This is a genomic window from Paraburkholderia sp. 35.1 (assembly GCF_050436525.1).
Taxonomy (GTDB): domain Bacteria; phylum Pseudomonadota; class Gammaproteobacteria; order Burkholderiales; family Burkholderiaceae; genus Paraburkholderia; species Paraburkholderia tuberum.
The window spans coordinates 271,238-287,635 of sequence record NZ_JBNDMJ010000002.1 but is presented as its reverse complement, the minus strand read 5'-3'; the positions used below and the strand labels follow the sequence as shown (position 1 = coordinate 287,635).

The 16,398-nt window shown below is 63.4% G+C and carries 12 protein-coding genes and 2 pseudogenes; 8 read left to right on the top strand and 6 right to left on the bottom strand.

The genetic code is table 11. From position 1 onward, the window contains the following. The first annotated feature begins 960 nt into the window (after positions 1 to 960). A complete protein-coding gene (locus tag OKW27_RS07160; protein ID WP_090808426.1) occupies positions 961 to 2,103 on the top strand; it encodes a porin in 1,143 nt (380 codons plus the stop codon). A gap of 153 nt (positions 2,104 to 2,256) precedes the next feature. Here OKW27_RS07160 and OKW27_RS07155 read toward each other — a convergent pair. Next, a pseudogene (locus OKW27_RS07155) lies at positions 2,257 to 3,032 on the bottom strand (porin); the annotation flags it as partial. A 143-nt stretch (positions 3,033 to 3,175) separates the two neighbouring features. On the opposite strand from OKW27_RS07155, the gene OKW27_RS07150 reads away from it, so the two are divergent. Continuing rightward, positions 3,176 to 3,532 (top strand): transposase, encoded by a 357-nt coding sequence (locus tag OKW27_RS07150; protein ID WP_429333043.1) that lies wholly within the window; start codon positions 3,176 to 3,178, stop codon positions 3,530 to 3,532. Between the two features lie 18 nt (positions 3,533 to 3,550). Here OKW27_RS07150 and OKW27_RS07145 read toward each other — a convergent pair. Next, positions 3,551 to 4,216: pseudogene (locus OKW27_RS07145) on the bottom strand (Crp/Fnr family transcriptional regulator); the annotation flags it as partial. Positions 4,217 to 4,340: 124 nt separating this feature from the next. On the opposite strand from OKW27_RS07145, the gene OKW27_RS07140 reads away from it, so the two are divergent. After that, the gene (locus tag OKW27_RS07140; protein ID WP_429333042.1) at positions 4,341 to 5,975 is read left to right on the top strand and encodes an acyl-CoA synthetase; all 1,635 of its coding nucleotides are present in this window, start codon (positions 4,341 to 4,343) and stop codon (positions 5,973 to 5,975) included. 81 nt (positions 5,976 to 6,056) lie between these two features. Here the strand turns inward: OKW27_RS07140 and OKW27_RS07135 are convergent, their stop codons facing one another. Beyond that, positions 6,057 to 6,695, bottom strand: coding sequence for a LysE family translocator (locus tag OKW27_RS07135; protein ID WP_184057444.1), 639 nt, complete (start codon positions 6,693 to 6,695; stop codon positions 6,057 to 6,059). Positions 6,696 to 7,184: 489 nt separating this feature from the next. Here OKW27_RS07135 and OKW27_RS07130 point away from each other — a divergent pair, with 489 nt between their 5' ends. Next, entirely contained in the window at positions 7,185 to 7,451 is a 267-nt protein-coding gene (locus tag OKW27_RS07130; RefSeq protein ID WP_187612158.1) for an H-NS family nucleoid-associated regulatory protein, read from the top strand. Positions 7,452 to 7,547: 96 nt separating this feature from the next. Here the strand turns inward: OKW27_RS07130 and pcaG are convergent, their stop codons facing one another. Both pcaG and pcaH read right to left on the bottom strand, forming a co-directional pair. Then, positions 7,548 to 8,135 carry a protocatechuate 3,4-dioxygenase subunit alpha gene (pcaG, locus tag OKW27_RS07125; RefSeq protein ID WP_429333041.1) on the bottom strand — a complete coding sequence of 196 codons (588 nt, stop codon included), beginning with the start codon at positions 8,133 to 8,135 and terminating at the stop codon, positions 7,548 to 7,550. A 3-nt stretch (positions 8,136 to 8,138) separates the two neighbouring features. Next, on the bottom strand, positions 8,139 to 8,843 hold the full coding sequence (gene pcaH, locus OKW27_RS07120; protein ID WP_090808441.1) for a protocatechuate 3,4-dioxygenase subunit beta: 705 nt from the start codon (positions 8,841 to 8,843) through the stop codon (positions 8,139 to 8,141). 110 nt (positions 8,844 to 8,953) lie between these two features. Between pcaH and pcaQ the strand changes: the two genes are divergently transcribed. Together pcaQ and OKW27_RS07110 are read left to right on the top strand one after the other, a co-directional pair. Continuing rightward, positions 8,954 to 9,907 carry a pca operon transcription factor PcaQ gene (gene pcaQ, locus OKW27_RS07115; protein WP_090808443.1) on the top strand — a complete coding sequence of 318 codons (954 nt, stop codon included), beginning with the start codon at positions 8,954 to 8,956 and terminating at the stop codon, positions 9,905 to 9,907. A 162-nt stretch (positions 9,908 to 10,069) separates the two neighbouring features. After that, positions 10,070 to 11,197, top strand: coding sequence for a 4-hydroxyphenylpyruvate dioxygenase family protein (locus tag OKW27_RS07110; protein ID WP_187612155.1), 1,128 nt, complete (start codon positions 10,070 to 10,072; stop codon positions 11,195 to 11,197). A gap of 57 nt (positions 11,198 to 11,254) precedes the next feature. Here the strand turns inward: OKW27_RS07110 and OKW27_RS07105 are convergent, their stop codons facing one another. Further along, complete coding sequence (locus OKW27_RS07105) at positions 11,255 to 12,187, bottom strand: LysR substrate-binding domain-containing protein (RefSeq protein ID WP_429333040.1); 933 nt, start codon at positions 12,185 to 12,187, stop codon at positions 11,255 to 11,257. A 124-nt stretch (positions 12,188 to 12,311) separates the two neighbouring features. On the opposite strand from OKW27_RS07105, the gene OKW27_RS07100 reads away from it, so the two are divergent. Both OKW27_RS07100 and OKW27_RS07095 read left to right on the top strand, forming a co-directional pair. After that, positions 12,312 to 13,349 (top strand): DUF1338 domain-containing protein, encoded by a 1,038-nt coding sequence (locus tag OKW27_RS07100; RefSeq protein WP_429333039.1) that lies wholly within the window; start codon positions 12,312 to 12,314, stop codon positions 13,347 to 13,349. A gap of 63 nt (positions 13,350 to 13,412) precedes the next feature. Continuing rightward, positions 13,413 to 16,385: an FAD-binding and (Fe-S)-binding domain-containing protein gene (locus tag OKW27_RS07095; protein ID WP_429334563.1), complete on the top strand. Its 2,973-nt coding sequence runs from the start codon at positions 13,413 to 13,415 to the stop codon at positions 16,383 to 16,385. Positions 16,386 to 16,398 lie beyond the last annotated feature (13 nt).

Genomic DNA, 16,398 nt, shown 5'->3' with positions numbered 1-16,398 from the left:
GCTCGCGCCAGGCTCCTCGCCCGCGGACGAGGAGGCGCTTAAGCGCGCTCCGCGCCAGCCATAAGCGGTGATCACGCGTAATCAGGGAAACCCCGTGTAAAAGCGGGCGCAACCCCGCCCTTAATTGAATGCGAAAGGCTTGTTGATGCATGCCGTCCGCTTTCAGCGCGGGTCTTGTCACGCGGTGGCCGGCGTCGCAATTCACCTCCGGGCAACGCCCATGCTGAAGGTTTTTTCGAATCGCACGCGCATCTTATAGAGACGTGACAGAGGGTGCTCGCTAAAGCGAAAAATCAGAAGACCGCCGCAATGGCGATGTCTCAATAGCGAATGCTGATTCGACGCGGTGGGCTCGAACCGTTGCGCTGCTCGGGGGCGGCAGCGATTGCCTGCCTCGGTCAATAAAGATTAGGTGAATGAGCCGTCTTGGTGATTCGACGAGTTAATCGCCCCGCCGGAAACCATTAATTGGCGGGTGCGCGAGGATGACTGCAATTAACTCTATTAAGTTCCGGCGCTCCAAAAATAAATCTCAAACGACGCGGAAAACCGTCACTTCAACCATTTGATTACAAAAATATCGGCCGGTCTTTTCGTCAATTTGCTCCGACCCGATTACGTCACGCGTATTAAAGCACTGTTGCAAACGCGCAACTCAGGATATTGAGGCGTTGCAAATTCGTTTTGGCTGGAGCTGTCGATCCGGCCCCTCGATCTTGCAATAAACGGTGGAAAAACAAGAAGTTATCCCCATCGGCTCTAACATTGTTGCGAATTTCGAAAGATCCTGTTGCGGGAATTGCCTGCGTCGGTACCAGGGTGTCCCCCTACACTCACGCTTCGCTTCAAGGGTGCCCGGTCGATCCCCACGGTTCGGCCAAGCGGGCGGCGGCAAATGCGATGCATCGGCTGCTGAAGCAGGTCCTGCTCCCCGTATAAATTTTTCGAATTGGAGTTCCCATGAAAAAGAGTCTCATCGTCGTTTCGGCTGCCGCATCGTTCGCTTCGGTCGCTCACGCACAAAGCAGCGTGACCCTGTACGGTCTGCTCGACGCAGGTCTGACGTACACCAGCAACGTTGCCCACAACTCCAAGTGGGCAGCAGGTAGCGGCGGCATCAACCAGAGCATGTTCGGCCTGCGTGGTTCGGAAGATCTGGGCGGCGGTCTGAAGGCAATCTTCACGTTGGAAAGCGGCTTCAACATCAACAACGGCAAGTACGCTAACAACAACGGCATGTTCAACCGCCAGGCCTTCGTCGGTCTGTCGAGCTCGCAATTCGGTACGGTCACGCTAGGTCGCCAGTACGACGCAGCGCAGGACTACCTCGCACCGCTGACCGCAACGGGCAGCTGGGGCGGCACGTACTTCGCGCACCCGTTCAACAACGACAACCTGAACACCAACGGTGGTCTGTCGGTCAACAACTCGGTCAAGTACTCGAGCGCTAACTACGCTGGCTTCACGTTCGGCGGCACGTACGGCTTCTCGAACCAGGCTGGTGGCTTCGCAAACAACCGTCAGTACAGCTTGGGCGCCGCATACCAGTGGCAAGGCCTGCACCTCGGTGCTGCCTACGCTCAGCAAAACAACCCGGCTGCTAACGCAAGCGGCGCATCGGACGGCGTTCTGGCGAACACCGCGGGCGTGCTGCAAGGCGATTTCCGTCAGCGTCAGTTCGGCGCAGGCGCTTCGTACGGCTTCGGCCCGGCGCTGGTTGGCGTGGCATGGACGCAATCGCGCGTCGACAACCTGGTTGGTGAAGCTCCTGGTCAGCGTCAAGGCCACACCAACAACTACGAAATCAACGGCAAGTACAACGTGACCCCGGCTATGGCTCTCGGCGTCGCGTACACGTTCACCGACGCGCGCGGCTACGGCATCAACGCCGACGGTAACGACATGAAGACCCGTTACCACCAGATCGGCCTGCAGGCTGACTACTCGCTGTCGCGTCGCACCGACGTCTACGCTCAGGCTGTGTACCAGCACGCAATGGGTGACGGCGGCGTGGCTTCGATCTACAGCGGCGACAACACGGTTCCGACCTCGTCGTCGAAGAACCAGACGGCTGCTACGGTCGGTCTGCGTCACCGCTTCTAAGCTTCAGCAGAAGCTGCCTGTAGTACAGAAAGGTGCCGTTCGCGGCACCTTTTTTTATGCGCGCGGCAGACCGGTGAGCCGGTTTCCGTATGCGAGGCGAAAAAAACGGGCGTCCCTGGGGACGCCCGTTTTGCCATGACGACGTGAAACGATTCAGAAAATTGTCCGCAAACCGAGCGCAACGCCGGTCTGGTTGTCGCGGGCCGGCAGTTCGACCGACGCCGCGCCCGACACCTTGTCGAAATCGACGGTGCCGTACACCTCGGTGCGCTTCGACAGCGCGTACTCTGCCAGTGCGACGAACGTGTAGCGATAGCCACTGCCGAGCTGACCAGCGCCGATCGCCGCGTTCGACATGTGGTCGTAGTACGCGGCGCCCGTCAGCGTCAGCGCGCGCATGGCCTGCCACCTGACTCCGGCGAACGGGCCGTTGTCGATGCGGCCCGAGCCCTTGACGATATCGACGCCCGGCACGAGCGTCTGCTGCGCGAGCGCGCTGTCGACGAAGCCGGTCTCGTCCTTCGAATGCAGATAGCCGACGTACAGCTTCGTCGAGCTGAACGCATAGACCGCGTTCGCGTTGAAGATGGTCTGCTTGTGATTGCTGTTGTCGCTGTTCTGCTGCACGCCGGCCGCGACCGGCAGCGGACCCGCCGCGTACGACAGCGTGAAGCCGTACATGTTGCCCGCGCCGAGATGGCCTGGCACCTGGCCCGAGAAGCCGCCGTCGCCGGTCGATTCCGAGTTCGTGCCGATGAGTACATCGCGGCCACCGTCAGGCCTTTGAACGTGCCCGTGTACCTGATCGCGTTATCGGCGTAAAGCCCCGCGCCGAGCGCGCCAGGCAGCCACGAGTTCTCGTTGTAGTTGCCGACCGTGAGCGGGTCGTAGGTATCGCCGAGCAGAGGTCTTCCGAGCCGCGCAGACCCCAGCGGCTGTTGGTGATCGCGCCGTTCCTGTGACAAAAGTTGACTTTCTCCCAGGCAAGCTGCGAGTAGTCTCGAGCGAATTGACGTATCGACACGACTTTCGGAGCGACGCCAGCACGCGTTTTACGCGCGCGCTTTCACGCATGAATAGTCCATCTTGCGAATCCATCGAGACCTCGCCAGTCGTTCAGGAGCTGACCGACGAGCAATGGCAGCGGGTCGCGCCGCTGTTACCTGAAACCTTGCATGATGACGGCCCGCGCCGTGGTCGTCCGCCGATCGAAATTCGCCACGTGCTCGATAGCGTGATGTGGGTGCTGCACGCGCGCGCGCCGTGGAGCGCAATGCCCGAGCACTACGTCCCGTACCAGACCGCGCATCGCTACTATCTGCGCTGGAAAAAAACGGGCGTGTTGAGCGCGATCATGCTCGCGCTGTTCAAGACCGACGACGCTTTCGAAACGCGCGCGACGCGCAAGGGCGGCGTGCGCGCCGGGTAGCGAGCGCCAGTCGCGTCGCTAGATCTGTTCCCGCCCGTACGCGGCCAGTCGCTCGAGATCGAGCACCTCGATCCGGTTATACGACAGTCGCAAAATCCGCAGCTTCTCGAGGTTCTGCAGCGCCTGATTGATGCGCTGCCGCGACACTTCCGCGAGCAGACCGGCTTCTTCCTGTGAAATCGCCAGTGTGCGACCCGTGTCCGGATACAGATCCGGATTGAACAGCTGCGCGAGCGATTGCGCGACGCGTGCGTCCACGTCTAGCAGCCGGGTGTTCTGGATCGACGCGATGAATTCCCCCATCCGGTTGTTCAATTGCCGGATCACGAAGCCCGTGAACGGCAGACTCGATTCGAGCAACGCATGGAAGGTCGCGGACGGCACGAACATCACGAGCGACGGCTGGATCGCGGCCACGTCGTATTTGCGCAATTCGCGCTTGATCACGCTGCCTTCGCCGAACCAGCCGCCCGGCGGCACGCCCGACAGCGTGCAGCTGCGGCCCGACGCGTTGTAGATAGCGAGCCTGATGAGCCCCGAGTGCACGCCGATCCAATAGTCGGACGGTTGCTGACGGCGGGCGATCCACGCACCGCCTTCAAAGTGCTCGGCGTGTGCGCTGGCGAGCACCATCGCCTGATGATCGGCGGCGAGCGCGCGAAACCACGCGCACGCGACGAACAATCGCGCCACTCTGTCATTTGAATGACAGACAGTTCATGACGACAATTGCTAGGCTAGGCCCTGGTTCATTCACAGAACACGGTCAACAATCGGCGGCGCGGCTCGCGCCTCAGGAGACGAAGCAATGACACAGCACATGTTCGACGAAGGCCTCGGGCGGCGCGAGGCCAATTATGTCCCGTTGACGCCGATCGATTTCCTCGTGCGCGCAGCGCAAGTGTATGGCGAGCGGCTCGCGATCGTCCATGGGGAGATCCGCCGCAACTGGCGCGAGACCTATGAGCGTGCGCGGCGGCTCGCCAGCGCGCTGCACGAGGCCGGCATCGGCCGCGGCGACACGGTCGCCGCGCTGCTGCCGAACATCCCGCCGATGGTCGAGGCGCACTTCGGCGTGCCGATGGCCGGCGCCGTGCTGAATACACTGAACACGCGGCTCGACGTCGCGACGCTGCTGTTCATGCTGCGCCACGGTGAGGCGAAGGCGCTGATCGTCGACACCGAATACGGCGAGTTCGCGCATCGCGCGGCGCTAGAATTCCCGGAGCTCCGCGTGATCAGCGTGGCGGACGCGCAGCCCGCCGACGCCGCGCAGTTCATGCGCGCGACGGACTACGAGCAGTTCCTGCAAACCGGCGACCCTTCCTTCGAGTGGGCTCCGCCCGCCGACGAATGGGACGCGATCGCGCTGAACTACACATCGGGCACGACCGGTGACCCGAAGGGCGTCGTCTACCATCACCGTGGCGCGTATCTGAACGCGCTGAGCAACATCCTCGAATGGGACATGCCGAAGCACGCGGTCTATCTGTGGACGCTGCCGTTGTTCCACTGCAACGGCTGGTGCTTTCCGTGGACCGTGGCCGCCCGCGCGGGCGTCAACGTCTGTCTGCGCAAGTTCGACGCGAAGATCGTGTTCGAATTGATTCGTCGCGAACACATCACGCATTACTGCGGAGCGCCGATCGTACAGAGTTCGCTCGTGAATGCGCCGGCCGAATGGCGCGGGGGCATCACGCATCGCGTGTCGACGATGGTCGCGGGCGCCGCGCCGCCGCCCGCGGTGATCGCGAAGATGAAGCAGATCGGCTTCGATCTGACGCACGTGTACGGGCTCACCGAAACCTACGGGCCGGCGGCTGTCTGCGCAAAGCAGGACGAATGGGACGCGCTCGACGATCAAATCCGCGCCGACCTGACCGCGCGCCAGGGCGTGCGTTATCACCTGCAGGCGGCGGTCGCGGTGCTCGATGCGGACACGCTCGCGCCGGTGCCGGACGACGGCGAAACGATCGGCGAGATCATGTTTCGCGGCAACATCTGCATGAAGGGCTATCTGAAGAACGAGCGCGCGACCGAAGCGGCTTTCAAAGGCGGTTGGTTCCATACCGGCGATCTCGGCGTGCGCACGGCCGACGGCTATATCCGCATCCGCGACCGCAGCAAGGACATCATCATTTCGGGCGGAGAGAACATTTCGAGCATCGAGGTCGAGGACACGCTGTACCGGCATCCCGCGGTGTCGGTGGCGGCGGTGGTCGCGATGGCCGATCCGAAGTGGGGCGAGGTGCCGTGCGCGTTCATCGAGTTGAAGGAAGGCGCGCAGGTGACCGAGGAGGAAATCATCGCGCACTGCCGGCTGTTTCTGGCCGGCTACAAGTTGCCGAAGGCGGTGCGCTTTGGCGAGTTGCCCAAGACGTCGACGGGGAAGATCCAGAAGTTCGAGTTGCGCGCGCGGATCAAGGCGGAGGGGAAAGGGTAACGCGCCGCGATTACCGCTGATTCAGGGCGGCGCGAGTGGCGCGCATCGAGTCACGACGGTGCGCGCCGCTTCGGGTTGCCGTCAAATTCCCACCTTGTGCGCGTTAAAAATCAGCCGCAGGCCCAGCGCGGTCACCGCGCTCGCGGCGATGCGATCGATCCACCCCTTCCAGCGCAGATAGATTTCGCGCGGCCGTTGGCTCGAAAAGCACAGTGCGACGATCGTGTACCAGCCCGCCTCGATCGCGAAGATCGCTGGCGGCAGCGCGAAATAGCACCACACCGGCGGATGCTGCGGCAGCAGCGCAGCGAAGATACTGCCGTAATAGACAGCCGTTTTCGGATTGCTGAGCTGCGTGCTCAAGCCGATCCAGAACGACTTGCGCGGATTGCCGCCGCTGCCGGTTCGCGTTTCGCTGAACGCGAGCGGCTTCGCGGCGCCGCGCCAGATTTTCGACGCCAGATAGACCAGGTAGACGCCGCCGGCCACTTTCAGCCCGACGTAGAGCCATTCGACCGTCGCGAGCAGCGTATAGAGCCCGAGCAGCGCGATGCCGCTAAAAAACACACCGCCGATACCCATGCCGAGCGCTGTCGCGAGACCGTCGCCGCGCGACAGACCGATCGCATTGCGCGCGACGATGACGAAGCTGGGCCCCGGACTCATCGCGCCCAATAGCAGCGCGGCGAGGATCGTGAGGATGGCGGTCGAGGCGGGCATGGTCGTGTCTCCTGATGTCGGGCCGATGCCAGATGTTCTGGCGAATACAGAGTCTCGCATTGTCCGCCAGTCGCGCGGCGGAAGCCACGAATACCGAAAACTCGGAAGTCGCGCAATCAGTGAAATTAGAAAAAGTTCTTTGCTGCGGCCCAAATACATCGAATGCTAGAATGACTTTCCATACGCGGAAGCTCCCTCGTCACGACGAGGCGACGCACGACGCGAAACACGGGCGCAATTCGAGCCACGCCGATTTTTCGAGTAGCCGATTCGCTTGATTCCAGCGCTTCAACTCAGGCGCTTTACTTCAGGCGCTTTAATTCAGGATCTGACAGGCATCTCTTGCAAACGCGGGTTTTCACGCATTTGCATGGATCGCGTGAATTCGTCGAATTGCTTCCATTCAAATTGAATTACGCACGAGCCTCGCGTTGCTATGCGAGTTGCCCGTTTGTCTAATGCCAGCAAGAGCTGCGACACCAATACGTTATGAAACAACGAGAAGGACAACAACGCCTGTTCGAACGCGACGAGAGCCTGCGCGAGCGCATGATCGCGTGGATCCGCCGACGCATGGACGACCACGGCATCACATTCGAAGCGCTGGCCGAATCGCTCGAAGCCGATGCGAACGCCGTGGCCGCGGTGCTGTATCGCGACGCGTTCGGTAACACGTGGGACGGTCGCGGCGATAAACCGGCATGGCTCGCGCGCGCGATTCACGCCGGACAAAGCATCGATCATTTCCGCTGCTGAACGCGCGCAGGCGCACCGCGAAACGCCCGCGCGAAAAAAAGCCCGCACAAGGCGGGCTCGATCTTTACTGCTCGGAGTCTCGCGACGAATCGCGCATCACAGGTCGAAAAACACGGTTTCCTGATCGCCCTGCATGTGGATGTCGAAGCGATACAGGTTGGCCGTACCGGCAACGCGGCGCGCGATCAGCGTATTACGGCGCTCGGCCGGCACCGACGCCAGCACGGTGTCCTGCTCGTTCGCCTGCGCTTCGTCCTCGAAATAGATGCGCGTGAACGTGTGCAGTAGCATGCCGCGCATCGTCAGGATTACGTCGATGTGCGGCGCTTCGTCGGGATTCGCGCGGCCCGGCTTCACCGTCTCGACGATGAAACGCTTGTGCGGATCCGTGCCCGTACCGACGCGCGCAAAGCCGTGAAAGCCGGTCTTCAAAATTTCTTCGCGCGATTCCGGATAGTGGCCGTTCGAGTCGACTTGCGACATCTCTATCATCGCGTCGCCGATCACCTTGCCGTCGCCGTCGAACACCTGACCCACGATCGTGATGTGCTCGCCGGCCGCTTCCATGTCGGCCAGAACGTTCGTGAACAGGCTCTTGAAGTCGAAATCGTATTGCTGCGGGCAAAGACCGTAGGCGAAGTACGGACCAACGGTTTGCGAAGGCGTTTGCTTGAGAGTCGTCATGGCTTAGCGCTCCATCGGGGTTTCGTTCGGGCCGCGCAGCACGATGTCGAAATCGTAGCCGAGCGCGTAGGCCTCTTGCGTGGTGTCGAGCGAGAACTTCGAGACCATGCGCTCACGGGCGTGCTCGGGCGTGCCCTGGTAGATCGGGTCGAATGCGAGCAGCGGATCGCCGGGAAAGTACATCTGCGTGACGAGACGCGAGCCGAAGTGGTCGCCGAACAGCGAGAAATGGATGTGCTGCGGACGCCAGGCGTTCGGATGGTTGCCCCACGGATACGCGCCCGGCTTGATGGTCATGAAGCGGTAACGGCCTTCGTTGTCGGTGATGCAGCGGCCCGCGCCGAGGAAGTTCGGGTCGAGCGGCGCGTCGTGCTGGTCGGCCTTGTGCACATAGCGGCCGGCGGCGTTCGCTTGCCAGACTTCCACCAGTGTGTTGCGCACCGGGCGGCCGCCTTCGTCGAGCACACGGCCCGTCACGATGATGCGCTCGCCGAGCGGTTCGCCATTGCGCACCGCGTTGCGGGTCAGGTCGCTGTCGAGCGGGTCGAGGTCGTCGGTGCCGTAGACCGGCACGCGCTGGTCCCGCAGCCGTTCCTTCAGCGGAATCAGCGGACGCGACGGACCGCGTTTGACCGACGAACCGTACGGCGGATAGATGTACTCGGGATGGGACGCGAAATCTCGCGGCGAAAGAATTGAATCTTCCATGAGGTGTCTCCGTTGGAGGAATCGGGGATGCGACGTTATGACTCGCACTTTATACAAAGCGTGCGGTTATGAAAAATGACGTTTTTGCCCGTTTCGTATAACCTTCCGTTATGCAACGCAGTCTCGCGGATAGCCGCGTCAAATTCCGTCATCTCCAGTGCTTTCTGGCCGTCGCGCAGTTCGGCAGCGTCCAGCGGGCGGCGGACAGTTTGTCCATCACGCAGCCGGCGGTATCGAAGACGGTCGCTGAGCTGGAGACCATTCTCGGCGTGAAGCTGTTCGAGCGTGGCCGTCACGGCGCAGTGCCGACGCGCGAGGGGCAGCTTTTCATGCCGCACGCGAGCGCCTGCGTGAGCGCGCTGCGCCAGGGCGTCGATCTGCTTGCGCGGGCCGAGGGCGCGGCCGCCGCGACGCTCGAAGTCGGTGTGCTGCCCACTGTCGCCGCGGTGCTGGTACCGCCCGTGCTGAGACAGTTCGCGACGCAGTGGCCGCGCGTGATCGTGCGCCTCGCGACCGGCGCAAATCCGGAATTGCTCGAACGCCTGAAAGCGGGGTCGATCGAATTCGCCATCGGCCGCCTCGCGGACCCGGAGCGGATGGTCGGCCTGAGTTTCGAGCAACTGTTTACCGAGCCGCTGATCGCGGTCGTGCGCGCCGGGCATCCGCTGGCGCAAGGGAAGGCCTTGCCCGCCACGTCGCTGGAGGAATTTCCGATCGTGCTGCCGCCGTTCGGCACGCTGATCCGCCAATCGGCCGAGAGCCTGCTCGGCGCGTGGGGCGTGCCGCCGTTGTCGGCGTTCGTCGAGGTGTTGTCGGTATCCACGGGGCGCGCGCTGACGCTCGAAAACGGCGCGGTGTGGTTCGTGCCGCAAAGCGCGGTCGAATACGAACTCGCGCACGGCATGCTGGTGCGCCTGCCGCTGCCGTTTGCGGGCACCGGCGAGCCGGTGGGGCTGATTCGTCGCTCGGATACGCAGCCGTCGACGGTGGGACGCGCGTTCATCGAGGCGGTGCGCGAGGTCGCGCGGGGCAGACGGTTGCGAACGCCCCGCGACCCGGTGTAAAAACACGGTGCGAAAGCCGCCACAGACCGTTGTTCCTGCGGCACGCCGCGTGCGCGCCACGAGCGAGCACGCACCACGCAGCCCCTCGCGAACGACCGGAACACTTCGCGCCGAACCCGGAAAGACCGGCCGCGCGTCGAAAGACCGTACAAGGAGATTGCCATGCCCAGCGACTTGCCCACTCCAGAGGCCGCGCAGCGCGCCGTATTGGCGCCGCAGCACAATCCGCTCGGCACGGCCGGCCTCGAGTTCGTCGAGTTCGCCGCGCGCGATCCGCAGGCGCTCGGCGAGACCTTCACGCGGCTCGGCTTCAAGGCGATCGCGCGTCATATCAGCAAGGATGTGACGCTGTATCGCCAGGGCGAGATGAATTTCCTGATCAACGCGGAGCCCGATTCGTTCGCAGCGCGCTACGCGGAAGAATACGGGGTCGGCATCTGCGCGATCGGGATCCGCGTCGCCGACGCACAGCGCGCGTTCGAACGCGCGGTGGAACTCGGCGCGTGGGCGTTCGAAGGCGAACGCCTCGGTGCCGGCGAACTGCTGATTCCGGCCATTCAAGGCATCGGCGATTCGCACATCTATTTCGTCGATCGTTGGCGCGGGCGAGGCGGTCAGCGCGGCGGCCTCGGCGATATCTCGATCTTCGACATCGACTTCCGGCCCATCGAAATCGACACGGCCGCAGCCGATCTGAATCACGCGGGCAGCGGCCTGATCGCGGTCGACCATCTGACGCAAACCGTTGGCGAAGGCCGCATGCAGGAGTGGATCGACTTCTATCGCGACCTGCTGAATTTCCGCGAGATCCACGAGCTGCACGCCAACTGGCATGTGTCGGCGGAATCGCGCGTGATGGTGTCGCCGTGCGGCGCGATCCGCGTGCCGCTGTACGAGGAAGGCACGGGCCGGACCAACCTGATGCACGAGTATTTGCCCGATCATCCCGGCGAAGGCGTGCAGCACATCGCGCTCGCCACCGACGACATCTTCGCGTGCGTCGAGCGTCTGCTCGCGAACGGCGTCGAATTCGTCGAGCCGCCGCCGCGCTACTACGAGCAGCTCGATGCACGTTTGCCGGGCCACGGGCTCGATGTCGAGCGACTGCGGCACACGCATGTGCTCGTAGATGGCGAGATCGGCGCGGACGGCGTGCCGCTGCTGTTTTTCCAGACCTTCGTGCGCCGCCGCGCCGGCGAGATTTTCTTCGAGATCGTGCAACGTCAGGGACATCATGGCTTCGGCGAAGGCAATCTCGCCGCATTGGCCCAGGCGCGCACCGGCAGCTGAACACTGCGCGTAGTCGCGTGCGTGATTGGATCACTCACGCATGCGGCTTTCGTCGCGTCACGCCCCCTCGGGCCTCTCCACCAACTCCGGATAAATCGCGCCGTATGCGGCGGCCTCGCGCAGCAGCCACTCGCGGAAACTCGCGAGCGGCTTGCCGTGACTCAACTCGGTCGGATAGACAAGGTAGTACGCCGCCTCGGCGAGCGCGGGTGTGTCGAACGGAATCACGAGACCGAACTGCTGCAACTGCGTGTCGACGAAAAAGCGCGGCACCAGCGCGATGCCGAGTCCGGCCGCGGCAGCGCTGATCAGCATCGTGTGCAGTTCGTAGCGCACGCCCTGCATCGTATGGTTTTCGTCGACGCCGAGATTCGAGAACCAGTTCGCCCAGCCGTCGGGTCGCGTCGTCGAATGCAGCAGCGGATAGTTGAGCAATTCGGCGACGTTGCGGACCGGCCGCTTCAGCAGACTCGCTGCGCAGACCGGCACTACTTCCTCGCGGAACAGAAAATCGGCCGACGTACCCGGCCACGTCGGCTTGCCGTAATGAATTGCCGCTTCGAAATGCGTCTCGGCGAACGGGAACGTCGCGGTACGCACGCCCATGTTCACGCGCACCTCGGGGTATTGTTCATTGAATGTGGCCATGCGCGGAATCAGCCATTGCGATGCGAACGTCGGCAATACCGAGAGTTCCAGATAACCGCCGCCGCTGCCGTGCGCGATGATCGACAGCGTGTCGCGATCGAGGTGTTCGAGCGAGCGTCGCACCTGCGCGCTGTAGACCTTGCCCGCGCGCGTCAGCACCACGCGTTGCTTGACGCGCACGAACAGCCGCACGCCGAGATTGCTTTCGAGCGTATTGATCTGTCGCGACACCGCGCTTTCGGTGAGGAACAATTCGCGCGCCGCATGCGTGAAGCTCTGGTGCCGCGCCGCGGCTTCGAACGCGAGCAGCGCGCCCATGTTGGGAATCTTGAACTTTCGCACGTTAATTCCAAAAACGCATCAAGTGGCGAGTTTATCTCGCTTTACGGGGCGCAGCGCATTTCGAATAATCTCGCCCGTTATGAGGCGCTCGTGCAGCGCTCAACGTATAGCGTGGAGAAGCCGGATGCGAAACCTGAAGAATGCGAACGTCGAACAACTGCTGGTGAAGCTGCTGGGCGCGCAGAAAGCCGCGCGCCTGTTTGCGACGCTGAATCATCCGCGTGTGTTGAACGAGTGGGAAAGCGGCAGCGTCACGCGCGCCGAACTCGCACAGGCGATGAACATGGCGCTGTTCGACGATCTGCTCGCGCGCTCGGAAAACGGCCGCCGCTATACGGAGGAAACCGTCGCCGCCAGCGGCAGCGTGTACTTCGATCATGGCGCGCTGCGCACCGTGCGCTGGCCGCACAGCGGCGCGCTGCCGCCCGGCGAGGCCGCGTTCGCGCGCATCCTGCGGCCGCTCGGCTTTCGGATCAACGGCCGTTACCCGCTCGATCGTCTCGGCATGACCGGCCGCGCGTGGGCGCATGAGGACGCCGCCGACGAGATCGCGCAGTTCTTCGTCAGCGAACTGCACCCGGAGCGTTTTTCCGCGGCGTTCCAGCAGGCGGTGACGAACGTGATCGGTGCCTCGCGCGATCCGTTGACGCCGCGCGCCCATGGCCTCTTGTGGGAACTCGAACGCGATGGCGTGCTGCCGCTCGATGCGGCGCAGGAGTTGCTACCGGTGATCGTCGGTGCGTTCGCGCGTCAGCACGAGATGCCACACGAAGCCGATTACGAAGTATTGTTGAAGGAATCGGCGGAGATGGCGTGGATCGCGACCGAAGGTAACGCGTTCAATCACGCGACCGATCGCGTCGCGGACGTCTTCAAGCTGTCGGACGAACAGAAGGCGAAGGGTCGGCCGATGAAGCCCGAAGTCGAGCATTCGCGTTCCGGGCGCGTGTTCCAGACCGCGTATCGCGCGGATGTCGTGCAGCGTGAATTTCGCGCGGCCGACGGCGGCGTCGTCACGCGCGACGTGCCGGGCTCGTTCTTCGAATTCATTACGCGCAAGCGCAGTTTCGATCAGGACGCGCGCCGCTGGGAAACGGACCGGCGTTTCGACGCGGGCAACGCACAGGGCATCTTCCGGATGACCGCGAGCCAGGCGGCCTGAGCGCTGACGGCGGCGCGAGCGCCGGCATCGCAGACGAGGTGCGCAGTGGGGACGTCATTGTCATTGGATGAAGAGCGGCGGGTTGGCGCGCAGCGGGGCGCTTTGCATGAACCGCGTGTCGCCACGCCTTTCTCGGCCAGCGCGGAGCTATTGCAGGCGCTCGAAAGCGACCTGCGCCAGCACGTGCGCGGCGAGGTGCGATTCGATCAGGGTTCCAAAGCATTGTACGCATCGGATGCGTCGAACTATCGGCAAGTCCCGCTCGGTGTCGTGGTGCCGGCCGATATCGACGATCTGCTCGCAACGCTCGCCGCATGCCGTCGCAACGACGTGCCGTTTCTCGCGCGCGGTGGCGGCACGTCGCAGAACGGCCAATGCGTGAACGTCGCGGTCGTGGCCGACGCGAGCAACTATCTGAACCGCGTCGTCTCGATCGATCCGCTTGCGGGCGTCGCGGTCGTCGAGCCGGGCGTGGTGTGCGACTCCTTGCGCGATGCCGCCGAACAGCACGGCCTCACGTTCGCACCCGATCCCGCCACGCATAGCCGCTGCACGCTCGGCGGCATGATCGCGAACAACTCGTGCGGCGCGCATTCGGTGATGGCCGGTAAGACCGTCGAGAACATCGAAGCGCTCGAAATCGCGACCTTCGACGGCGCGCGTTTCTGGGTCGGCCCGACCTCCGGGGAAGAACTCGAACGCATCATCGCGGCGGGTGGCCGACAAGGCGAAATCTACGCGGCGCTCAAGCAACTGCGCGACACGTACGCCGAACGGATTCGCGCGAAATTCCCGCAGATCAAGCGGCGCGTGTCGGGCTTCAATCTCGATCAACTGCTGCCGGAAAACGGCTTCAACGTCGCGCGTGCGCTCGTCGGCAGCGAAGGCACGTGCGCGGTCACGTTGCAGGCCAAAGTGAGGCTCGTGAAGAGTCCGGCCAGGCGCGTGATCGTCGTGGTCGGCTTCACCGACATCTATACGGCGGCGGACGCGGTGCCGCATTTCATGCGCTGCGGGCCGATCGCAGTCGAGGGACTCGACCGCGCGATCATTCGCGGCTTGCAGGCGCGCGGCCTGAAGAAGGACGAGATCGCACTGCTGCCTGAAGGCGATGCGTGGGTCGTGCTCGAATTCGGTGCGGACACGCAGGACGAGGTGCTGCAACAGGCACGCGACGCCGCCGCGTATTTCCAATCGGGCGCGGCTGGGCCGCAAATCTCGACGATGCTCGTCGAAGATCGCGCCTTGCAGGCGAAAGTGTGGTCGATTCGCGAGACGGGGGCGTCGGCGGTCGCGTTGTCAGTGGATCGCGACAAGCCCGATCCGGTGGTCGGCTGGGAAGACGCGGCGGTCGATCCGCTGCGGCTCGGCGATTATCTGCGCGCTTTTCAGGCGCTCGTCGATCGCCATGGCTACGAGACGAGCCTGTACGGCCATTTCGGCGACGGCTGCGTGCACGCGCGCATCACGTTCGATCTGCGCAGCGCGGAAGGTATCGCGAGGTGGCGCGGGTTCTTGCGCGAAGCGGCGGAACTGGTGGTCGAATTCGGCGGCTCGCTGTCGGGCGAACACGGCGATGGCCAGGCGAAGGCCGAGTTTCTGCCGATCATGTACGGCCCCGAGCTGATGCAGGCGATGGAGCAGTTCAAGGCGATCTGGGACCCGGCGAATCGTCTGAATCCGGGCAAAGTCGTGCATGCATACCGCGCCGACGAAAACCTGCGCATGGGCCCTGCGTACAAGCCGGTGACGCTGCATACGAGGCTCGCGTTCGCGAGCCAGGAGGGCGACGGCTTTCAGCGTGCGATCGAACGCTGCATCGGCATGGGCAAATGCCGCTCGCTCGAAGGCGGCACGATGTGTCCGAGCTATCGCGGCACGCGCGAGGAAAAGTACTCGACCCGCGGGCGTGCGCATCTGTTCTGGGAAATGCTGCAAGGCGACGTGATCGCCGACGGCTGGAACAGCCGCGAAGTGAAAGAAGCGCTCGATACCTGCCTCGCATGCAAGGGCTGCAAGTCCGATTGCCCGACGCATACGGACATGGCGTCGTACAAGGCGGAGTTCCTTTCCCACTACTATGAGAACAATCGTCGGCCGCGTCAGGCGCTGTTCATGGGACGAATCGGCGAATGGGCACCGTGGGCCGCGCGTTTTCCGCGCGCGACGAACTTTCTGACGACGGCGCCCGGTTTGTCCGCGCTCGGCAAATGGATCGCGGGTGTGGCGCAGACGCGTGCGTTGCCGCGGTTCGCCGCTGCAACTTATCGACGGAGTGCGTCGTCGCAAGCATCCGCGATTCATGCGCTCGGCGGCGACGCAAAGAAGGTGATCCTGTGGGTCGATACATTCAACGACCACTTCACGCCCGAGATCGCGCAGGCCGCCGCTGAGGTGCTCACGCAACTCGGCTGGCACGTCGTGTTGCCGAAGAAACGTTTGTGTTGCGGGCGTCCGCTGTACGACTTCGGCCTGCTCGAACGCGCGCGCGAGCTGCTCACGCATATCGTCGACGACCTCGCGGACGACATCGCCGCCGGCATGCCGCTGGTCGGTCTGGAACCTGGCTGTCTATCGGTGTTCAAGGACGAGTTGCTGAAGCAACTCCCCGATCATGCGTTGGCGAAGAAGCTGTCCGCGCAAACATATCTGTTTGCCGATTTCGTCGCGCGTCAGCCGTTCGAGTGGCCGACGCTCGCGGCCGATGTGATCGTGCATGGCCATTGTCATCAGAAGGCGCTATTCGGCATGCAGGGCGACACGGCGTTGCTGAACAAGCTCGGCGTCAGATGGAAGCTGCTCGATACCGGCTGCTGCGGGATGGCGGGATCGTTCGGCTTCAACATCGAGCATCACGCGTTGTCGGAAAAGATCGGCGAGGACATGTTTGAGGCCGTGCGCGACGCTATGGCGGCGAATGCGGAAACGATCGTGCTGACCAACGGCTTCAGTTGTCGCGAGCAGATCGAGCACGGCACAGGGCGACACGCACTGCATATCGCGCAACTCGCGCAACGGGCGCTGGCGGCGCGCTGAGTGTGCGCGCACC

Coding starts and splice junctions, on each gene's coding strand:
- OKW27_RS07140 (WP_429333042.1), top strand. CDS start 4,341: ATGACACAGCACATGTTCGACGAAGGCCTCGGGCGGCGCGAGGCCAAT.
- OKW27_RS07130 (WP_187612158.1), top strand. CDS start 7,185: ATGAAACAACGAGAAGGACAACAACGCCTGTTCGAACGCGACGAGAGC.
- OKW27_RS07150 (WP_429333043.1), top strand. CDS start 3,176: ATGAATAGTCCATCTTGCGAATCCATCGAGACCTCGCCAGTCGTTCAG.
- pcaG (WP_429333041.1), bottom strand. CDS start 8,135: ATGACGACTCTCAAGCAAACGCCTTCGCAAACCGTTGGTCCGTACTTC.
- OKW27_RS07160 (WP_090808426.1), top strand. CDS start 961: ATGAAAAAGAGTCTCATCGTCGTTTCGGCTGCCGCATCGTTCGCTTCG.
- pcaQ (WP_090808443.1), top strand. CDS start 8,954: ATGCAACGCAGTCTCGCGGATAGCCGCGTCAAATTCCGTCATCTCCAG.
- OKW27_RS07135 (WP_184057444.1), bottom strand. CDS start 6,695: ATGCCCGCCTCGACCGCCATCCTCACGATCCTCGCCGCGCTGCTATTG.
- pcaH (WP_090808441.1), bottom strand. CDS start 8,843: ATGGAAGATTCAATTCTTTCGCCGCGAGATTTCGCGTCCCATCCCGAG.
- OKW27_RS07100 (WP_429333039.1), top strand. CDS start 12,312: ATGCGAAACCTGAAGAATGCGAACGTCGAACAACTGCTGGTGAAGCTG.
- OKW27_RS07110 (WP_187612155.1), top strand. CDS start 10,070: ATGCCCAGCGACTTGCCCACTCCAGAGGCCGCGCAGCGCGCCGTATTG.